The 20,143-nt window shown below is 33.5% G+C and carries 16 protein-coding genes and 1 other annotated feature; of the genes, 1 reads left to right on the forward strand and 15 read right to left on the reverse strand.

What is annotated here, in order from left to right:
- Positions 1–397: 397 nt before the first annotated feature.
- The 15 genes from BMW96_RS11910 to BMW96_RS14720 form a co-directional block, all read right to left on the reverse strand.
- Positions 398–706 carry a PTS lactose/cellobiose transporter subunit IIA gene (locus BMW96_RS11910; RefSeq protein ID WP_092356274.1) on the reverse strand — a complete coding sequence of 103 codons (309 nt, stop codon included), beginning with the start codon at positions 704–706 and terminating at the stop codon, positions 398–400.
- Positions 707–1,434: 728 nt separating this feature from the next.
- Complete coding sequence (gene tnpA, locus BMW96_RS11915; RefSeq protein WP_092356277.1) at positions 1,435–1,944, reverse strand: IS200/IS605 family transposase; 510 nt, start codon at positions 1,942–1,944, stop codon at positions 1,435–1,437.
- A gap of 286 nt (positions 1,945–2,230) precedes the next feature.
- On the reverse strand, positions 2,231–3,415 hold the full coding sequence (gene tuf, locus BMW96_RS11920; protein ID WP_092356280.1) for an elongation factor Tu: 1,185 nt from the start codon (positions 3,413–3,415) through the stop codon (positions 2,231–2,233).
- Positions 3,416–3,499: 84 nt separating this feature from the next.
- On the reverse strand, positions 3,500–5,575 hold the full coding sequence (gene fusA / locus BMW96_RS11925) for an elongation factor G (protein ID WP_092356283.1): 2,076 nt from the start codon (positions 5,573–5,575) through the stop codon (positions 3,500–3,502).
- 33 nt (positions 5,576–5,608) lie between these two features.
- Positions 5,609–6,079: a 30S ribosomal protein S7 gene (gene rpsG, locus BMW96_RS11930; protein ID WP_003539656.1), complete on the reverse strand. Its 471-nt coding sequence runs from the start codon at positions 6,077–6,079 to the stop codon at positions 5,609–5,611.
- A gap of 25 nt (positions 6,080–6,104) precedes the next feature.
- Positions 6,105–6,518 carry a 30S ribosomal protein S12 gene (gene rpsL / locus BMW96_RS11935; protein ID WP_092356286.1) on the reverse strand — a complete coding sequence of 138 codons (414 nt, stop codon included), beginning with the start codon at positions 6,516–6,518 and terminating at the stop codon, positions 6,105–6,107.
- A 498-nt stretch (positions 6,519–7,016) separates the two neighbouring features.
- Entirely contained in the window at positions 7,017–10,697 is a 3,681-nt protein-coding gene (gene rpoC, locus BMW96_RS11940; RefSeq protein WP_092356289.1) for a DNA-directed RNA polymerase subunit beta', read from the reverse strand.
- An 11-nt stretch (positions 10,698–10,708) separates the two neighbouring features.
- Positions 10,709–14,386, reverse strand: a complete 3,678-nt coding sequence (gene rpoB / locus BMW96_RS11945) for a DNA-directed RNA polymerase subunit beta (protein WP_092356293.1) — start codon at positions 14,384–14,386, stop codon at positions 10,709–10,711.
- 208 nt (positions 14,387–14,594) lie between these two features.
- The gene (locus BMW96_RS11950; RefSeq protein ID WP_092356296.1) at positions 14,595–15,200 is read right to left on the reverse strand and encodes a class I SAM-dependent methyltransferase; all 606 of its coding nucleotides are present in this window, start codon (positions 15,198–15,200) and stop codon (positions 14,595–14,597) included.
- A gap of 50 nt (positions 15,201–15,250) precedes the next feature.
- Positions 15,251–15,622 carry a 50S ribosomal protein L7/L12 gene (rplL, locus tag BMW96_RS11955; RefSeq protein WP_092356299.1) on the reverse strand — a complete coding sequence of 124 codons (372 nt, stop codon included), beginning with the start codon at positions 15,620–15,622 and terminating at the stop codon, positions 15,251–15,253.
- Positions 15,623–15,652: 30 nt separating this feature from the next.
- Complete coding sequence (rplJ, locus tag BMW96_RS11960) at positions 15,653–16,240, reverse strand: 50S ribosomal protein L10 (RefSeq protein ID WP_092356302.1); 588 nt, start codon at positions 16,238–16,240, stop codon at positions 15,653–15,655.
- A gap of 36 nt (positions 16,241–16,276) precedes the next feature.
- Positions 16,277–16,400 (reverse strand) — a sequence feature (ribosomal protein L10 leader region).
- 10 nt (positions 16,401–16,410) lie between these two features.
- A complete protein-coding gene (gene rplA / locus BMW96_RS11965; protein WP_092356305.1) occupies positions 16,411–17,097 on the reverse strand; it encodes a 50S ribosomal protein L1 in 687 nt (228 codons plus the stop codon).
- A 67-nt stretch (positions 17,098–17,164) separates the two neighbouring features.
- A complete protein-coding gene (rplK, locus tag BMW96_RS11970; RefSeq protein ID WP_092356308.1) occupies positions 17,165–17,578 on the reverse strand; it encodes a 50S ribosomal protein L11 in 414 nt (137 codons plus the stop codon).
- A gap of 375 nt (positions 17,579–17,953) precedes the next feature.
- Positions 17,954–19,252: a group II intron reverse transcriptase/maturase gene (gene ltrA / locus BMW96_RS11975; RefSeq protein WP_092356310.1), complete on the reverse strand. Its 1,299-nt coding sequence runs from the start codon at positions 19,250–19,252 to the stop codon at positions 17,954–17,956.
- Between the two features lie 381 nt (positions 19,253–19,633).
- Positions 19,634–19,756 (reverse strand): hypothetical protein, encoded by a 123-nt coding sequence (locus tag BMW96_RS14720; protein ID WP_257606900.1) that lies wholly within the window; start codon positions 19,754–19,756, stop codon positions 19,634–19,636.
- A gap of 138 nt (positions 19,757–19,894) precedes the next feature.
- Here BMW96_RS14720 and tnpA (BMW96_RS11980) point away from each other — a divergent pair.
- On the forward strand, positions 19,895–20,143 hold a 249-nt coding region (gene tnpA / locus BMW96_RS11980), incomplete at its 3' end, for an IS66 family insertion sequence element accessory protein TnpA (RefSeq protein WP_092356313.1).

The following is a 20,143-nucleotide window of genomic DNA, read 5'->3' on the forward strand; positions in this document are numbered from 1 at the left end:
CATGTATTAGGCACGCCGCCAGCGTTCATCCTGAGCCAGGATCAAACTCTCCATTGTTTTATCTTTCAAACAACTCTTCGTTTGTTTAGCTCTTCTTTTTCTTTTCTATCCTTCCGGATATTGACGTGTGTTTCTTAATTCTGTTTAGTTTTCAATGATCTCCTCGGCTTCTTTTGCCGACTTGTTTATCTTACACTCTTTTCCTTCTTTAGTCAATCTTTTTTTTGACTTTTTTCATGCCTTTTTCTCCGGCCTCTCTCCCTTTCCCTGAGTGCCTATTTAATTTACCATATCACTTCTCTTTTGTAAAGTCTTTTTTTTATTTATTTAACAAATTATAATAACAAAAAAACTCCCCCACCATTATGAAGGAGAAGTATTAATGACCACTACCCAATTACCCAATTTTTTTATAAACATCAATAAATTCTTGAGCTAAATCAATAACTACCAAAGCTGTCATTAAATGATCTTGAGCATGTACCATCAATAAATTCAATGGTGCTTTTTCACCACGAATTTCTGCTTGAATTAACTCTGTTTGTGAATGATGAGCTTCATTCACTGTTTCTTTAGCAGCTTGTAAAGACTCATCTGCTTTTTCTAAATCACCAGCTTTAGCATATTGAATTGCTTCAATCGCAGAACTACGAGCACTACCGCTGTTTACAATTAAATTAATTACAATTTGTTCTTGTTCATCCATCTTGATTTCTCCTTATAACAACAAATTTTCAGATTTGTATCTGCCTCTTTATTATACCCAACTAATATATCATTTTCAAGTTGTTTCAAGTATTTTAAAAATGTAAAAAAGCAGTTGAATAAATCTTATTCACTAAGTAATGAATCATTATAGATAATTTTCACCTTCCCTATTTTATAATATAAACGATGATTTTATATGCTAGATATAGCTTGAATCTTCTTAATTTTAAATACAAACCAATAATCAATCATGATATTTTCAAATATATTTTTTAACAATTTTATTATATTTCTAAATCATATCATCCAACAATATATAGTATCTCACCTAAAAAACATCATTGGAAGATATAAATTTATATCAAAGAATTAGAAAATTAATTTCTTAGATAAACTTCATTTTAGCTTTAGGGTAATGAGATTTAATATAACAAATAAACGAATTATAATTAGGCTACTAAATAAAATGAATCTTCTTTAAAAATCACATAACCTCTGTGCGATATCAAAAAAAACTTTAAAAATTGAATACCTAAATATATTCCATCTATATATTTAATTAGCAATTTATTTATACACTTCTTTACATACTATAAATAAAAACCACGCCTAAAAGACGTGGTTTTCTCTACGGCTATAAGCCTTTGTTACTTGCTCGCGTCTCAAGGCGCTGCTTTCACTTCGTTCAAGCTATCGCTTTTGACTCTCGCTATCCCTCAAAGGGATTTATTTTTCCTTTTCTTTCTTATTTCTCTTTTTACTATTTTCTTTCTTCATCTCTTTATCTTCAAACGGATTTTGATATTCTTTCACACTTAATTTATCCATCGCTATATCATATCTTTCTTGCTCCCTGATATATTTTGCGACTGTTGCGTCATTTAATCCGACTGTACTCACATAATACCCTTCTGACCAGAAATGTCTATTCCCATATTTATATTTTAGATTTGCATGTCGATCAAATATCATCAATGCTGACTTTCCTTTAAGATATCCCATAAATGATGATACACTTAACTTTGGTGGTATCATTACTAATATATGTACATGATCCGCCATTAAATGTCCTTCTATTATTTCTACCCCTTTATATCGACATAATGTTCTTAATATTTCTCCTATATCATTTCTTAGTTGATTATATATTACTTTTCGTCTATACTTTGGTGTGAAGACGATGTGATATTTACACATCCACTTCGTATGCGCCAACGAATTTGTTTTTTGAGCCATACTTAATCACCTTTCCTTTCTCATATAATGATAGCTTGAACAACTCCATTATATTGGAAAGGTGATACCTTTGTATAACACCTTTATCGCTCCACCCGCATAGCAGGTGGTTTTTTATTTCGCATACTTCGTATGCTCAACTGACTAAAGTCTATATATTCATACTTGTATGAATATTAAAATAAAAATCAGAAGTAGAAATATATCAATTTCTGACTTCTGATTAATTCATCATTTATTTAACTAATGACATTGATCAAGCTATGACCTTTTTTTATTTCTGATATTATTCAATAATATCAGAGATATTTCCAGAACCTACAGTTCTACCACCTTCACGGATAGAGAACTTAGTTCCTTTTTCAATTGCTATTGGAGCAATTAATTCTACAGTTAATTCAACGTTATCTCCAGGCATAACCATTTCTACACCTTCAGGTAATTCAATTACACCAGTTACATCAGTAGTTCTGAAGTAGAATTGTGGTCTATAGTTAGCGAAGAAAGGAGTATGACGACCACCTTCATCTTTACTTAAGATATATACTTGAGATTTGAATTTTTTGTGTGGATTAACTGATCCTGGTTTAGCTAATACTTGTCCACGTTGGATTTGATCACGGTTAATACCTCTTAATAAAACCCCTACATTATCTCCAGATTCAGCATAATCTAATAATTTACGGAACATTTCGATACCAGTAGCAACAGTATTTTGAGTTTCATGAATACCAACGATTTCAAGTGGGTCATTTAAATTTAATTGTCCACGTTCAACACGTCCTGTAGCAACAGTACCACGTCCAGTGATTGTGAAAACATCTTCAACTGGCATTAAGAATGGTTTATCAGTATCTCTAGTTGGAGTTGGAATATAAGAATCAACAGCTTCCATTAATTCATGAATAGCTGGAACCCATTTTGCATCTCCTTCTAATGCTTTTAAAGCAGAACCACGGATAACTGGAGTGTCATCACCTGGGAAGTCATATTCATTTAATAATTCACGAACTTCCATTTCTACTAAATCTAATAATTCTTCATCATCTACCATATCACATTTATTTAAGAATACAATAATGTATGGCACACCTACTTGACGAGATAATAAGATATGTTCTCTTGTTTGAGGCATTGGTCCATCAGTAGCAGCAACTACTAAGATAGCACCATCCATTTGTGCAGCACCAGTGATCATATTTTTGATATAGTCAGCATGGCCTGGACAGTCAACATGTGCATAGTGGCGAGTTTCAGTTTGATACTCTACGTGTGCAGTATTGATTGTAATACCACGTTCTTTTTCTTCAGGAGCAGCATCAATTGAAGCATAATCCATTGCTTGTGCTTGTCCATCTTTTGATAATACTGTTGTAATAGCAGCAGTTAAAGTTGTTTTACCATGGTCAACGTGACCAATAGTTCCGATATTTACATGCGCTTTTGAGCGGTCAAATTTTTCCTTAGCCATTTAAGGTTCCTCCTAATTAATATTTTTGTACATATACATTCTAATTTATTTAATTGAAAAAATCAATAAGATTTTGAATGAAGACTATTCATTCCCACCGTTTTTCTTGATAATTTCTTCTTTAATTGATTTAGGTACTGGTTCGTATCTATCAAATCTCATAGTGTAGTTACCACGTCCTTGTGTGAATGAACGTAAATCTGTTGCATAACCGAACATTTCAGATAATGGTACAGATGCTTGCACTGATACAGCATTCCCTCTTTCTTCTTGTCCTTCAATCATACCACGACGAGAAGAAACATCACCCATTACACTTCCTAAGTATTCAGCTGGAGCAACAACTTCTACAGCCATAATTGGTTCTAAGATTACTGGAGCACACTTTTTACCAGCAGCTTTAAGTGCTAAACTTGCAGCAACTTTATATGCCATTTCTGATGAATCGACATCATGATAAGAACCATCGAATAATGTTGCTTTAACATCTAATACAGGATATCCTGCAATCATACCTGTTTCAAGAGCATCTTCTAGACCTACTTTAACAGAGTTAATATATTCTCTAGGTACAGCTCCACCAACTACAGCATCAACGAATTCAAATCCTTTACCTTCGTTAGGTTCAAATTTAATCCATACGTGACCATATTGTCCACGACCACCTGATTGTTTTACATATTTACCTTCACATTCAGCAGCTTGAGTAATAGTTTCACGATAAGCAACTTGTGGAGCACCTACATTAGCTTCAACTTTAAATTCTCTTTTTAAACGATCAACAATTACATCTAAGTGTAATTCACCCATACCAGCAATTACAGTATCACCAGTTTCAGGGTTAGTATAAGTCTTAAATGTTGGATCTTCTTCAGCTAATTTAGATAATCCTGTACCAAGCTTATCTTGATCTTGTTTTGTTTTAGGTTCAATAGCCAATTCAATAACTGGTTCAGGGAATTCCATTTTTTCTAAAATAACAAAATTCTTTTCATCACAAATAGTATCCCCAGTTGTAGTGTTTTTAAAACCTACTGCAGCAGCAATATCTCCTGCATAAACTGTATTAATCTCATTACGTTTATTAGCATGCATTTGCAGAATACGTCCTAAACGTTCTTTTTTGTCTTTTGTTGAATTCAACACATAGCTTCCTGCTTCAGCAGTACCTGAATATACACGGAAGAATGTTAATTTTCCAACAAATGGGTCAGCCATGATTTTGAAAGCTAAAGCTGCAAATGGTTCTTCATCTGAAGCATGTCTTTCAATTTCGTTATCGTTTTCATCAGTACCTTTAATTGATGGAATATCAGTAGGTGCTGGTAAGAAATCAATAACTGCATCTAGCATTGGTTGAACACCTTTATCTTTATAGGCAGAACCACATAATACTGGGAATAATTCAACAGCCAAAACTCCTTTACGAATAGCAGCTTTGATTTCTTCCTCAGTTGGTTCTTCACCTTCTAAAACTTTCATTAATAAATCATCATCATAAGTAGCAGCAGAATCTAGCATTTTAGCACGATATTCTTCTGCTTGTGCCATATATTCTTCAGGAATATCTTTATAAACAACATTTTCACCTTTATCCCCTTCAAAATAAACAGCTTTCATTTTAATTAAATCAATAATACCTTCAAAAGTATCTTCAGCACCAATTGGTAATTGGATAGCTATACCTTGTACACCTAATCTTTTCTCTAAAGATTCAACAGACATAATAAAGTCTGCCCCAGTAGCATCCATTTTATTACAGAAAACAATACGAGGTACTCCATAAGTAGTAGCTTGACGCCAAACTGTTTCAGTTTGAGGTTCAACCCCAGCTTTAGAGTCTAATACTGTTACTGCACCATCTAATACACGTAAAGAACGTTCAACTTCTACAGTGAAGTCTACATGGCCTGGTGTATCGATAATATTTACACGATATCCATTCCATTGTGCAGTAGTTGCAGCAGATGTAATTGTAATACCACGTTCTTGCTCTTGTTCCATCCAGTCCATTTGAGAAGCTCCTTCATGAGTTTCTCCAATTTTATGAATTTTACCAGTGTAATATAGAACACGTTCTGTTGTTGTTGTTTTTCCAGCATCAATATGAGCCATGATTCCAATATTACGAGTTTTTTCTAGTGAGAATTCACGAGCCATAATTTTTCTCCTTTCTTAATTATTTGTTGGATATTACCAACGGAAATGAGCAAATGCTTTATTAGCTTCTGCCATTTTATGTGTATCTTCTTTCTTCTTAACAGAAGCTCCAGCTCCATTAGAAGCATCAATAATTTCATTAGCTAAACGATCAACCATTGTATTTTCGTTTCTTAAACGAGAATAATTTACTAACCATCTTAATCCTAAAGTCATTCTTCTTTCACCAGATACTTCTACTGGTACTTGGTAGTTAGCCCCACCAATACGTCTAACCTTAAGTTCAAGAACTGGCATAATGTTATTAATTGCTTGATCAAAAACTTCCATTGCAGGATTTCCAGTTTTTTCTTCTACTTTTTTAAATGCATCATATAAGATGTTTTGAGCAACACCTTTTTTACCATCAAGCATAATGTTGTTGATTAATTTAGATACAGTTTTTGAGTTATATACTGGATCAGGTAGAACGTCTCTTTTAGCAACTTGACCTTTTCTTGCCATTTAATTTTCCTCCTATACTTGATTTTTAAGCTTTTGGTTTTTTAGCACCATATCTAGAACGGCCTTGTTTACGGTTATTTACACCAGCACAGTCCATAGTACCACGTACAATATGGTAACGTACCCCTGGTAAATCCTTAACACGACCACCACGAATCAAAACAACACTATGTTCTTGTAGATTATGTCCAATTCCTGGAATATATGCAGTTACTTCCATACCATTTGATAATCTAACACGGGCATATTTACGTAAAGCCGAGTTAGGTTTTTTTGGTGTCATGGTAGCAACACGAGTACAAACACCACGTTTTTGAGGCGAATTAGTTACAGTTGGTTTTTTAGCCAATGAATTAAATCCTCTATTTAACGCTGGTGATTTAGATTTTGTAGTTTTGTCGTTACGACCTTGTCTTACTAATTGATTAATTGTAGGCATTCCTTTTCTCCTTTCTTCCATACCCAAACACACAATACCGGGTGTTTCATATTTTACAATAAACAACGCGCTCCACAACGAGCACCGTAGACTATAATAATCTATTTATTTTATTATGTCAACATATTTTTTTATTTCTTTTAAATAATAATATTTATGTAAATAAAAAAGCCTCTATCTCTGTACTTATATTTTATATTGGCATGTCAGCTAAAAATCTTTAATATTGACTCACTCTTCAACTTTACCATAAATTTTGAGATTAAATATCTTGATTAAATCTCTAATATAATACAATTATGATCTAGCATAATTCTATTTCTATTAACATCTTATGATTAGTCTTATACCTTATCTTAATTTATCATATCATCTTTCTTCTATATCTTAATACTATTACAATATAATATTTACAATTGTTATCTGTATCTATATTATCCTTTATTAAAGCTTTTACTGATCATCAATTAAGAAAATGATTTTAAAAAAACAAGCAGATTAATCTGCCTGTTCTAATATTTCATTATTTTCATCTATAATAAGAGTTTCATCAAAGTTTTCTTCTGACTCCTCTTGACTCATCATAAACGCTTCTTCAGCTTCACGAGCTAAGGTTTCAGGCGACTTTAACGCTCCACGAAGACCAGTCCCAGCAGGTAATAATTTACCAATCAGGACATTTTCTTTTAAACCTTTTAATAAATCTTTTTTACCTTTTATTGATGCATCCGTTAAAATCTTAGTTGTTTCCTGGAATGATGCTGCTGATAAGAATGATTCTGTTTCTAAAGAAGCTTTAGTAATCCCAAGTAAAACTGGTCTTGCAACTGCAGGATGTTTCCCTTCTTTTAAAACTTCACGATTCAATTCAGTAAATGCATTAACATTAATATTTGTACCAGGCAAACATCCAGTATTTCCACCTTCAACAACTTTCATTTTTCTTAGCATCTGTTTAACGATAATTTCAATATGCTTATCAGAAATTTCAATCCCTTGAATACGATATACCTTTTGTACTTCTTTAATAATATAGTTTTCAACAGCTTCAACATCAGCTACTAATAATAACTCTTTTGGATCAATAGATCCTTTAGTAATTTTATCACCAATATTAATATGATCTCCGACACTAACTCTAATTTTAGCACCATAAGGAGCTAAATAGCTACGAGTTTCTAAATCATTAGTAATAACGATTTCCATTCTACCTGCATTATCTATTAAGTTTGTGACTTCACCCTCAATTTCACTGATAATTGATTTAGCTTTTGGGTTACGTGCTTCAAATAATTCTTGAATACGAGGTAACCCTTGAGTGATATCTGCACCACCAGCAACCCCACCATCATGGAAAGTACGCATTGTTAGCTGTGTACCAGGTTCACCAATTGATTGAGCAGCCATAATTCCTACTGCTTCACCAAGTTCAACAATATTTCCTGTTGCTAAGTTACGACCATAACATTTACGGCAAATACCACCTTTAGCAGTACATCCAAGAACTGAACGAATTTCTACTTCTTTAATATCAGCAGCAACAATATCATCAGCCAATGCTTCAGTAATCATTTCACCACTAGCAACAATTAACTCTCTAGTTTCAGGATGGAAAATATCTTTTTGTGAGAAGCGTCCTACTAAACGGTCACGTAATGGAACAATAACAGACTTATCATCATTATTATAAAGCTCAGTTACAACAAATCCACGATCTGTACCACAGTCTTCCTCAGAAATAATAACTTCTTGAGCAACATCAACTAAACGTCTTGTTAAATAACCAGAATCGGCTGTTTTTAAAGCAGTATCAGTTGATCCTTTACGAGCACCATGGGTAGAAATAAAGAATTCTGAAGCTGTTAACCCTTCTCTAAATGAAGACTTAATCGGCAACTCAATTGTTTCTCCTTTTGGATTTGACATCAAACCACGCATTCCTACTAGCTGAGTAAAGTTTGAAAGCGATCCACGTGCTCCAGAATCAGACATAATGAAGATTGGGTTACGATCATCAGCTTCGAACTCTTCACGAACTACTTCCTGAACATCATCTTTTACTTCTGTCCATAATTTAATTACATTTTGATATCTTTCAGACTCAGTTAATTTACCTTTATTATAGAACTTTTTAATTTGTTCCAATTTTTCATCAGCATGTTCAAAAATTTCGTATTTAGCTTGAGGAACCTGAATATCATATACAGATACAGTTGTTCCCGCAATTGTAGAATAATAGAAACCTTGATCTTTCAATTTATCAAGCATTAAACTTGTATCAGACATTGCCTGATGTTTAAATACCTCATCAATAATCTTACCTAACGATTTTTTATTTAATGGCTTAATTATTGGTTGGTTTTTAATATGCTCTTTAATATTTGTTCCCATTGGAACAAAGTATTTATCTGGTGTTGCAATCAAGTTTTCTCCACTTGGATCATTAATAAATGGGAATTGTCCATCAAAAATATCATTAAATAATATTTTACCAACAGTTGTAATTAGATAACAATTATTTTGAGCTTCAGTAAATGTACTATTATTTAAAGCAGAAGCTCTGATTGCTACTCTTGTGTGTAAACCAACAGTCTTAGCAAAATAAGCATGATCAACTTCATTACGATCTGCAAAAACTGTACCTTCACCCAAGCCATCTTTATCTTCCAAAGTTAAATAATAATTACCTAAAACCATATCCTGAGATGGGGTAACGATTGGTTTTCCATCTTTAGGCCCTAAAATATTATTTGACCCTAACATTAATTGACGGGCTTCTTGAATAGCTTCTTCACCTAGAGGTACATGGACAGCCATTTGATCACCATCAAAATCCGCATTAAATGCAGGTGTAACTAATGGATGCAAACGAATAGCACGTCCCTCTACTAATTTAGGTTCAAAGGCTTGGATTCCTAATCTATGAAGTGTAGGAGCTCGATTTAATAATACTGGGTGTTGTTTGATTACTTCCTCAACAATTGGCCAAATGCGATCATCCATCTTTTCAATTAATCTTTCAGCAGCTTTAATATTAGTAGCTAACTGATCCCTAACTAATCCATTGATAACAAATGGTTTAAATAAGTTTAAAGCCATTTCACGAGGAATACCACATTGATACATTTTTAAATCTGGTCCTACTGCAATTACTGAACGTCCTGAATAATCAACACGTTTACCTAATAAATTTTGTCTGAAACGTCCTTGTTTCCCTTTTAGTGTATGACTTAATGATTTTAATGCTCGTCCTCCAGCACCAGTGATAGGTTTTGAACGGCGACCATTATCAATCAAAGCATCAACTGCTTCTTGCAACATTCTCTTTTCATTTTGTACAATGATTGAAGGTGTTCCTAATTCTAACAACTTCTTTAAACGATTGTTACGAGTAATAACTCGACGATATAAATCATTTAAATCTGAGGTTGCAAAACGTCCCCCATCCAATTGTAACATTGGACGTAAATCAGGTGGTATCACTGGCAATGCTTCTAAAATCATCCATTCTGGCTCATTTTCAGAAGATCTAAAAGCCTCAATAGCTTCTAAACGTTTTAATAATTTAGTACGTTTTTGTCCTTGAGCTTCTTTTAATTCTTTACTTACTTTTTCAAATTCAATATCAAGATCAACTTGTTTTAATAATGTTTGAATTGCTTCAGCTCCAATTTTAGCTTCAAATGTATGTCCAAATTGTTCAAAACATTTACGATAGTCTCTTTCAGATAATACTTGTTTGTATTCTAATGGTGTACTTCCTTTATCAATAACAACATAAGAAACAAAATAGATTATTTCTTCTAATTGTTTCGGTGACATGTCAAGAATAAGTCCCATTCTTGAAGGAATACCTTTTAAATACCAAATATGTGCAATTGGTGTTGCTAATTCAATATGCCCCATTCTCTCACGTCGAACAGCTGATTTAGTTACCTCAACACCACATCTATCACACACTACACCTTTATAACGAACTTTCTTATATTTTCCACAGCTACATTCCCAATCCTTAGAAGGACCGAAAATTCTTTCACAGAATAATCCATCCTTTTCAGGTTTTTGAGAACGATAGTTAATCGTTTCTGGCTTTTTTACTTCACCATAAGACCATTCGCGAATCTTTTGAGGAGATGCTAAACCAATTTGAATAGCTGAGAATTTATTTGTATTTGCCATCGTTATTCCTCCTATAATGATTCACTTTCTTCAATATCGTCTCCTTCGAAGTTATCATCTTCGAAGTTATCTTCATCACATACTTCACAATTTTCTTCAATTTCTAAATCATCTTCATCAATTTCTTCTTCAACCTGCTCATCAGTTTTTGGAGTCTCAATTACTTCATCCTTATCAATACTACGTGGGAAACGGTGTTCCTCTTCTTCAATATTACGCATATCAACTTCATTATCATTTTCATCTAGTAAACGAATATCTAATGCTAGAGCTTGTAATTCTTTTTTCAATACTCTAAATGATTCAGGTAATCCTGGTTCTGGCAATGGTTGACCTTTAACAATCGCTTCATATGTTTTAACACGACCCACAACATCATCAGATTTAACAGTTAAAATTTCACGTAATGTATAAGCAGCACCATATGCTTCTAATGCCCAAACTTCCATTTCTCCAAATCTTTGTCCACCATTTTGTGCTTTACCACCTAAAGGCTGTTGTGTTACTAATGAGTATGGTCCTACTGAACGAGCATGTAATTTATCATCAACCATGTGGGCTAATTTAATCATGTACATAATCCCAACTGAAATATTATTATCAAAATACTCACCTGTACGTCCAGAAATTACAGGTTGTTTTCCATCCTTAGACATTCCAGCTTCAGCCATAATATCTTCAAGATCACTTGGATGTAAACCATCAAATGCAGGTGTAGCAATATACAATCCCAATTGACGAGCAGCATAGCCCAAATGTAATTCAAGTACTTGTCCGATATTCATACGAGAAGGTACCCCTAATGGGTTAAGCATTATATCTAATGGTGTCCCATCTTCTAGATGTGGCATATCTTCAATCGGTAAAATTTTAGAAATTACCCCTTTGTTACCATGACGTCCAGCCATCTTATCCCCTTCAGAGATTTTTCTCTTTTGAACAATATAAACTTTAACAACCTTATTAACTCCTGGTTGTAATTCATCACCATTTTTACGTTCAAACACTTTAATATCATGTACAATACCAGCTCCACCATGCGGTACTCTTAAAGAATTATCTTTTACTTCACGAGATTTTTCTCCAAAAATTGCTAATAGTAATTTTTCTTCAGCTGATAATTCAGCTTGTCCTTTAGGAGTTACTTTACCAACTAAAATATCCCCTTCTTTAACTTCTGCACCAATCATGATGATACCATCACTATTTAAATTTTTACGAGCTTCATCTCCAACATTAGGAATATCACGAGTTATTTCCTCTGGTCCTAATTTTGTATCACGACATTCAATCGCATATTCATCAATATGAATAGATGTATATACATCATCTTTCACTAATCTTTCTGACATAATGACAGCATCTTCATAGTTATATCCATTCCACTCCATGAATCCTACTAGTACATTTTGTCCTAAAGCCAGTTCTCCTTGTTCCATTGCTGGACCATCAGCTAATACTTGCCCTTTTAACACTTTTTCACCCATCTTAACAATTGGTTTATGGTTAATACAAGTACCATTATTAGAAATTTTAAATTTAGCTAAACGATATCTATGTTCAACACCTTCATTATCTTCTACTACAACTTTTTTAGCATCAACATAAGTAATAATTCCATCTTCACGAGCAACTACTGCAGCCCCTGAGTCACGTGCTGCTTGATGCTCCATCCCTGTTCCTACAAATGGTGTATGAGGATTCAATAAAGGTACTGCTTGACGTTGCATGTTTGCACCCATCAAAGCACGTGTTGCATCATCGTTTTCAAGGAAAGGAATACAAGAAGTCGCAACAGATACGATTTGTTTAGGCGAAATATCAATAAAATCTACCTCTTCTCGTTTTGCCATAATATTTTCACCTAAATGACGAGCAATTACTTGTGAATCTAAAATAGTTCCATCCTTATCAGTTTTAACATTGGCCTGAGCAATAATATAATTTTTTTCTTCATCAGCAGTTAAATAACGCACATCATCTTCATCAATTACACAATTATTAACTTTACGATATGGTGTTTCAATAAATCCATATTGATTTATTTTAGCATAAGAAGCTAATGTTGAAATCAATCCGATATTTGGACCTTCAGGTGTTTCAATCGGACATATTCTACCATAGTGAGACGCATGTACGTCACGTACTTCATAACCAGCTCGATCACGGCTTAATCCCCCTGGCCCTAATGCAGACAAACGTCGTTTATTAGTTAATTCTGCAAGTGGATTAATTTGATCCATGAATTGTGACAACTGTGAAGATGAGAAAAATTCTTTAATTGCAGCAGTTAATGGACGAATATTAGTTAAAGATTGAGGTGTAATTGAATCAACCTCTGATAATGACATTCTTTCTTTAACAACTCTCTCCATTCTTGATAAACCAATTCTAAACTGGTTTTGGATTAATTCACCTACTGAACGTACACGACGATTACCTAAGTGATCAATATCATCTAACAATCCAATACGTGCCATTAAATTAACACGGTCTTCAGCAGTTAAATCTAAAGAATTATATATATCAACTAAATTAAACATATATGAGTATGCAGCGATCATATCTGAAATAGTAACAAATTTACTATCTAACGATAAGTCAGTCCCAATCACACGCATTATATTGCTATCAATGTCATCAACATATACATCTAATACTTGAATGACACCGTTTGATTCTAATCTAGGGTTGGTATTAAGTTCACGAGTATGAGCACCAGCTTCAAGTACTGGTTTAATTACATCGATAATTTCTTGAGTAATTAGAGTTCCCTTAGGATATACCATATTACCATTAATATCAACTAAATCTTGAGCCAGAATACGTCCAGAAATTCTATCTAAAAGACTTAATTTTTTTCTAAATTTAAATCGTCCAGCTTTTGCTAAATCATAACGTTTATTATCAAAAAACTTTGCAAATAAAAGGTTATTAGCACCTTCTAATGTAGCTGGTTCACCTGGTCTTAATTTATTATAGATTTCTATTAAAGCTTCTTCCATATTAGTTGTATTATCTTTAGCTAAAGTATTAATAATAAATTCATGCTCACCAAAAACATCAATTATTTCATCATTACTAGATAATCCTAAAGCTCTTAATAATACTGTTCCAGGCATCTTTCTATTTCGATCGATACGCACATTTAAAATATCCTTGGCATCATTTTCAAATTCAAGCCAAGTTCCTCTAGATGGGATAATACTACCATTAAATACTGTTTTTCCACTTTTATCTAAGGCATCTGCAAAATAAGCCCCTGGAGAACGAACTAATTGTGATACAATAACACGTTCAGCCCCATTGATAATAAAGGTCCCAGAATCAGTCATTAATGGGAAATCTCCCATAAACACTTCCTGTTCTTTAATTTCACCAGTAGCAGAATTCACTAAACGTAATGATGCTCTAATTGGAGCAGCATAATTTGCATCACGATCTTTGCTTTCTTCAACTGAATATTTTGCTTCATCAAATGTACAGTCAACAAATTCCAACGATAATGTTTCATTAAAGTTAGTAATTGGGTAGATGTCTTCAAAAACTTCCTTTATTCCTACTTCTTTAAACCATTTATATGAATTTGTTTGAATTTCTACTAAATTAGGAAGCTCTAAAGATCCACTAATTCTTGAATAATTACGACGAGTAATCTTGCTCTTTGCTTTGGTTATTTTATTTTCCACGTATTAATTCCACCCCTTTATTTTTCTCTATCAACATGTTTTAGAACGCGCAATAGCGCTTGATTTTAAATATTAATAGGCATTTTAATACTCTATCACAAGGATATTTTAAAGTCAATAACTTTTTTGTCTTTTTATAAAAAAACTATTGACAAATTTAAATCTTATAAAAATACTGATTATTTCAAAATAAACTGTATTTTAACCATTACTCAGCCTCTAACCAATTAACCGCTTTTAAAACATAGTATCCTTTATCTTTTTTTTCTATTGTAACATTCCCAAAAACCGCTTCCAAATTCTTCTTAGCTGATGGTGCCCCCTGTTTCTTTTGAATAACCGCCCAAATCTCACCCTTATAATTCAAATGTTCTTTAGCCTCCACTAGAATTTTAGTCACTATTTCTTTACCAGCTCTTATCGGAGGATTTGTTACAATTAAATCATATTTACCAAAAACATTATCATAAACACTACTCATATAAACTTTTGCATCCAAATTATTTTTTTGTAAATTTTTTTTAGCAAGATTAATAGCTCGTTCATTCACATCAACCATTTCAACTTGTAAAAATGGATATACACTTTTTAATGACACTCCAAACGTCCCATATCCACAACCCACATCCAATAAACTTTTTTTATTGCTATCTATCTTTATTGTATCTAGTAATACTCGTGATCCATAATCAATCATTTTTTTTGAAAAAACTCCATTATCACTTATAAATGTTAGTTCTTTTTCTTGATAACGATAAATAAATTCTTCAGGCGAACTTTCTAAATTCTCATTATTAGTATAGTAATGTTTCATATTTCCTCCAAGATAAAAGAGCCCAAAAGGGCTCTTAATAGTCAAATAAATTATTTAACTTCAACAGTTGCTCCAGCAGCTTCTAATTTTTCTTTAATTTCAGCTCCTTCAGCAGCAGGAATGTTTTCTTTAATTACAGATGGTGCTTTGTCAACTAATCCCTTAGCATCTACTAATCCTAATCCAGTAATTTCTCTTACTACTTTGATTACAGCAACTTTAGTTCCACCAGGAGCAGTTAATGTTACTGTAACATTAGCTGGTTCACCAGCTCCTTCTTCAGCTCCAGCAGCAGCTACAGCTACAGGTGCAGCAGCAGTTACATCAAATTTTTCTTCAATTGCTTTTACTAAATCATTTAATTCTAAGATTGTAGCTTCTTCTAAGTAAGCTAAGATATCTTCATGTGTTAATTTTGCCATGTTTATTTTCCTCCAAATTTATCTAGCCGATTATTCAGCTGTTTCTTCTTTAGTTTCTTCAGTTGCTTCAACAACTGGTGTTTCATTAGCAGCCTCTTCTACTGGTGCTGCTTCCGCTGTGCTACCGCTTTCTTTTGCTTCTGCAACAGCTTTTACTACGCGTGCAAACTTGCTAACTGGTGCTTGTAACATTCCAAGTAACATAGAGTACATACCTTCACGATTAGGTAAGCTAGAAATTTCTTTAACTTCTTCAACATTTAATAATTTACCTTCAACCACTGCTGCTTTAATAACCAAAGCTTCATGATCTTTAGCGAATTTTGCAAGTACTCTTGCTGGTGCTACAGCATCACTATTACCAAATGCAATTGCGTTTGGTCCTGTTAATTGAGCATTAAGTCCTTCATAATCAGTTGCTTCAGTCGCTCTACGAACTAATGAGTTTTTATAAACTTTAAATTCAACATCTTCAGCACGTAGGTTTCTACGTAATTCTGTAACTTCCGCCACAGATAAACCACGATATTCAACTACTACCGCAGATTGAGCTCCTTTTAACTTAGCAGCGATTTCTTCGACTAATGCGCTTTTTGCTTTAATTGCTTCTGTTGACATTGTCACACCTCCTGTATTTTTTATATATGCAACAATATACTCAAACTAAAACTCTCGTAAAACGAGAGTCAAAGTCAATATATATAATATATTTCTTTAACACCTCGGTAACAAATTAAGGTTTCCCAGTTACTGTCTTGGGTATATTGATTGCGACTAATTAATAGCTACTACTTAGCAGCTGATACTTTTATGCTAGGTCCCATTGTAGATGAGATAGCAATATTTTTCATATAAACCCCTTTAGAAGTTGAAGGTTTAATTTTTACTAATAAATCATAGATTGCAGTAAAGTTTTCTATTAATTTATCATTATCAAAAGATACACGTCCAATTGTCATTTGAACATTTCCTTCTTTATCTGTACGGTAAGTTACCTTACCAGCTTTTGTTTCTTTTACAGCTTTAGCAACATCCATAGTTACTGTACCTGTTTTAGGGTTAGGCATTAATCCTTTAGGTCCAAGAATACGACCTAATTTACCTAATTCAGCCATCATATCAGGAGTAGCGATCATAACTTCAAAATCTAACCATCCTTTTTTGATGTCTTCTAAAATTTCTTTACCACCAACAACATCTGCACCAGCATCTTTAGCTTCTTGTGCTTTAGCACCTTCAGTAACAACTAAAACTTTTTTAGTTTTTCCAGTACCGTTTGGTAGTACTAATGCTCCACGTAACTGCTGATCAGCTTGACGAGGATCTACTCCTAATCTAAATGCAACATCTACAGCAGCATCAAATTTAACTTTACTTGTTTCTTTTACTAATGTAACTGCTTCTTCAATTGAATAAGCTTTACCTTTTTCAATTAACTTAGCAGCTTCTTGATATCTTTTACTTTTCTTTGCCATTACTTTTCCTCCTTAGTGGTCTAACGGATTATCCTTCCACAAATGACGATAATATTTTAATTTCTAATTATGCTTCGACTTCGATACCCATGTTACGAGCAGTACCAGCGATGATTTTCATTGCTGATTCTAAATCATTGGCATTTAAGTCTGGCATTTTGTATTCAGCGATTTCTTTTAATTTATCAGCTGATAACTTAGCAACAGTAGTAGTACCAGCATTGCTTGAACCTTTTTTGATCCCGCAAGCTTTTTTAATCATTTCAGCTGCTGGTGCAGTCTTCAATACAAAACTAAAATCTTTGTCATCGTACACTGTTAAAACAACAGGCACTGTTTCACCCATACGATCTTTAGTTTGATCATTGAATGCTGTACAGAATTTAGGCATTTGGATACCTGCTCCAGCTAAAGCTGGACCTGGTTTAGCTCCCCCAGCTGGGAATTGAATTTTCATAACTCTTACAACTTTTTTACTCACGCGACATAACCTCCTATATAAAATTTGTCCGTGCTGTGGTCAAATGGACATAGTCCTTCCACGCATAGTAACACATATTGCGTCACTTAGGAATTATACATTATTATTCGATAAATGCAATACTTTTTTTAAATTTTATTTCATATTTAGTTATTATTCCCCGGTAAAAAGGTTGCCAAATGAATAACTTCAATAATCCCAAAATTTTTTGGCTCATATTTACTATTAGAGATGTGTATTTTCATTAGATTTCAAAACATGTGTTGGGTCACAGATATTGATACCAATAGAGTAGAGGGAAAACTGTAATAGTTTTCGCCCCTCTCATTGACCCGTACGTACGGGTCTCGTATACGGCTCTACATTTATATCGATTCACAAACTCTTAAGATAGTAATCTAGGGGATGGACTAGTCCAGGTCTATCTCCTTTTCTTATGCCTAGAACTGTTGGTGATAGAATATAATTAACTACAATTAGCCCACTTCTTCTATACCACCCTAATCTTGAATTAGCACATTTATAGATTTCCTCATCACTAAACCTACATCTACATGCTTTGTTTAATTTCATTAGATTTCTATAGATTGTCATTGGTTTCTTCCATTGCTTGATGATGATACATCGTATCTTGTGACGTAACCATTGTCCAAACTCTTCAAGGAACATCTTTATGCTTCCTATCTTAAAATAGTTTATCCATCCTCTTACTATTTGATTTACTTTTGTAAATGTTGTTGATAATGGTCTTGAAACCGCATGTTTTCTTTTAAGATACTTTTGTATCTTTTCATACAGGCGTTTCTTTCTATCTTTTGTAGGTCTGCTTTTCCATCCTTGACTATCTTTATAAAAGGTAAATCCTAAGAATTGACCTTTTGTTGGACGTACAACTTTTGTTTTCGTTGCGCTAACTTTCAAGAATAGTTTTCTTTCCAGCCATGATGTCACTGACTTCATTACTCGATTTGCACTCATTTCGCTTTTCACGAATATGATACAATCATCCGCATATCTCACAAATCTTAGATTTCTTGACTCTAGTTCCTTATCAAACTTATCTAAATAGATGTTAGATAATACAACACTGATAGGTCCGCCCTGTGGTGTTCCTACTGTTGTACTTTTGATAAGTCCTTTATCTAATACTCCTGCTCTTAAATATGCTCGTATTAAATGTAATGTTGTTGCGTCATTGATATTCTCTCTTAAGATTGAAATTAACTTATCATGATTTACTGTATCAAAAAATTTCTCAATATCTAAATCAACTATCCATTCATAACCTTCATTCAAGTAATACAATACTTCTTCCATTGCCATATGTGCACTTCGTCTTGGTCGAAATCCATAACTATGTTCACTAAAGATTGGTTCATAGTTTTTACTCAGCACTTGTAACATCGCTTGTTGGATTACTCGGTCAACTACTGTAGGAATTCCTAGTGGTCTTTGTTTTCCATTTGGTTTTGGAATATATACTCTTTTGACTAGCATTGGTCGATATTGTTTATTCATTATCTTTGAAGTTATTTCTTCTTGATATTCTTTAAACCAATCTTCAACTTCTTGCACTGTCATTTTATCTACTCCAGGTGCTCCTTTATTTTGTTTGACCTTTTTGATTGCTTTTTGTAAATTCTCTTCACTCAAAATCTTTTCCATTAATTTCATTTGCTGCTCCTCCTCTATTTGTAAATTTTATTTGGAACCATCCCAATTACCTTTACCATCTATGATTACGATTCATAGTTCTAGGCTATCCTCATATTCGGATTATCCAAACATTGCTTATAGTGATTTGCACTTTATAAACGTTTCAGTCCTTCAGTATTTCTACCTACTATGACTTCATCTGACTTCTTATGGTTAACCTTTTTCGACCGAGGGTACTATCACTGATTTTAAAGTTTACTAGGCTTCCTCGTCCACAAGACCTCCCAGGGTAATTCATGAATCCTATTTCCTTCACAACGTCTTGATTTACTGTCTTGGTTTTACGTTTACCTTTTGGACTTCGGTTTGTCAAGCAACCTTATCCTCCATTTAGCCTTATCAAGTTTCTATGCGTACGCTCAAAAGAATCGCTACACCACTTCCTTCACTCATGACATCACTATCAACAGCTTGTGGTTCACTACACTTGGCGGTAACTACCTGTGGTTGGTTTATCTCCAACTGAATTCATGCCATGCCTGGCACACTTGAAAAAGCTGTATAGACTTACTATATACAGCTTTTCGTAAGCGTCAAATAACATACACATTCTAATGAATACAAGTATCGTCTATAATTCAGGTATAGATGGAGGTATTTATGAATAAAGAACAAAGACTTCAATACTGGAAGTCAATTATTGATGAATGTTATGCTGGTGAGGAACCCGTAATTTCATGGTGCAGCAGGAAAGGTGTTAATGAATCCTGTTTTTATAAGTGGCGCAGGATTATATATCCGGAATATTCAAAATCCGCCAAACCTGATAATGCACTATTTGCTCCTGTCGTTGTTGATAATTCATATAAGAATGTTTCATTAACTGTCAACGGTGTTGAAATCAGTTTT

This window comes from Thomasclavelia cocleata (genome assembly GCF_900102365.1).
Taxonomy (GTDB): domain Bacteria; phylum Bacillota_I; class Bacilli_A; order Erysipelotrichales; family Coprobacillaceae; genus Thomasclavelia; species Thomasclavelia cocleata.

Excerpts from the sequence above, each read along its gene's own strand:
- BMW96_RS11910 (WP_092356274.1), bottom strand. The coding sequence starts at position 706 with ATGGATGAACAAGAACAAATTGTAATTAATTTAATTGTAAACAGCGGT.
- tnpA (WP_092356277.1), bottom strand. The coding sequence starts at position 1,944 with ATGGCTCAAAAAACAAATTCGTTGGCGCATACGAAGTGGATGTGTAAA.
- tuf (WP_092356280.1), bottom strand. The coding sequence starts at position 3,415 with ATGGCTAAGGAAAAATTTGACCGCTCAAAAGCGCATGTAAATATCGGA.
- fusA (WP_092356283.1), bottom strand. The coding sequence starts at position 5,575 with ATGGCTCGTGAATTCTCACTAGAAAAAACTCGTAATATTGGAATCATG.
- rpsG (WP_003539656.1), bottom strand. The coding sequence starts at position 6,079 with ATGGCAAGAAAAGGTCAAGTTGCTAAAAGAGACGTTCTACCTGATCCA.
- rpsL (WP_092356286.1), bottom strand. The coding sequence starts at position 6,518 with ATGCCTACAATTAATCAATTAGTAAGACAAGGTCGTAACGACAAAACT.
- rpoC (WP_092356289.1), bottom strand. The coding sequence starts at position 10,697 with ATGGCAAATACAAATAAATTCTCAGCTATTCAAATTGGTTTAGCATCT.
- BMW96_RS11950 (WP_092356296.1), bottom strand. The coding sequence starts at position 15,200 with ATGAAACATTACTATACTAATAATGAGAATTTAGAAAGTTCGCCTGAA.
- rplL (WP_092356299.1), bottom strand. The coding sequence starts at position 15,622 with ATGGCAAAATTAACACATGAAGATATCTTAGCTTACTTAGAAGAAGCT.
- rplJ (WP_092356302.1), bottom strand. The coding sequence starts at position 16,240 with ATGTCAACAGAAGCAATTAAAGCAAAAAGCGCATTAGTCGAAGAAATC.
- rplA (WP_092356305.1), bottom strand. The coding sequence starts at position 17,097 with ATGGCAAAGAAAAGTAAAAGATATCAAGAAGCTGCTAAGTTAATTGAA.
- ltrA (WP_092356310.1), bottom strand. The coding sequence starts at position 19,252 with ATGAAATTAATGGAAAAGATTTTGAGTGAAGAGAATTTACAAAAAGCA.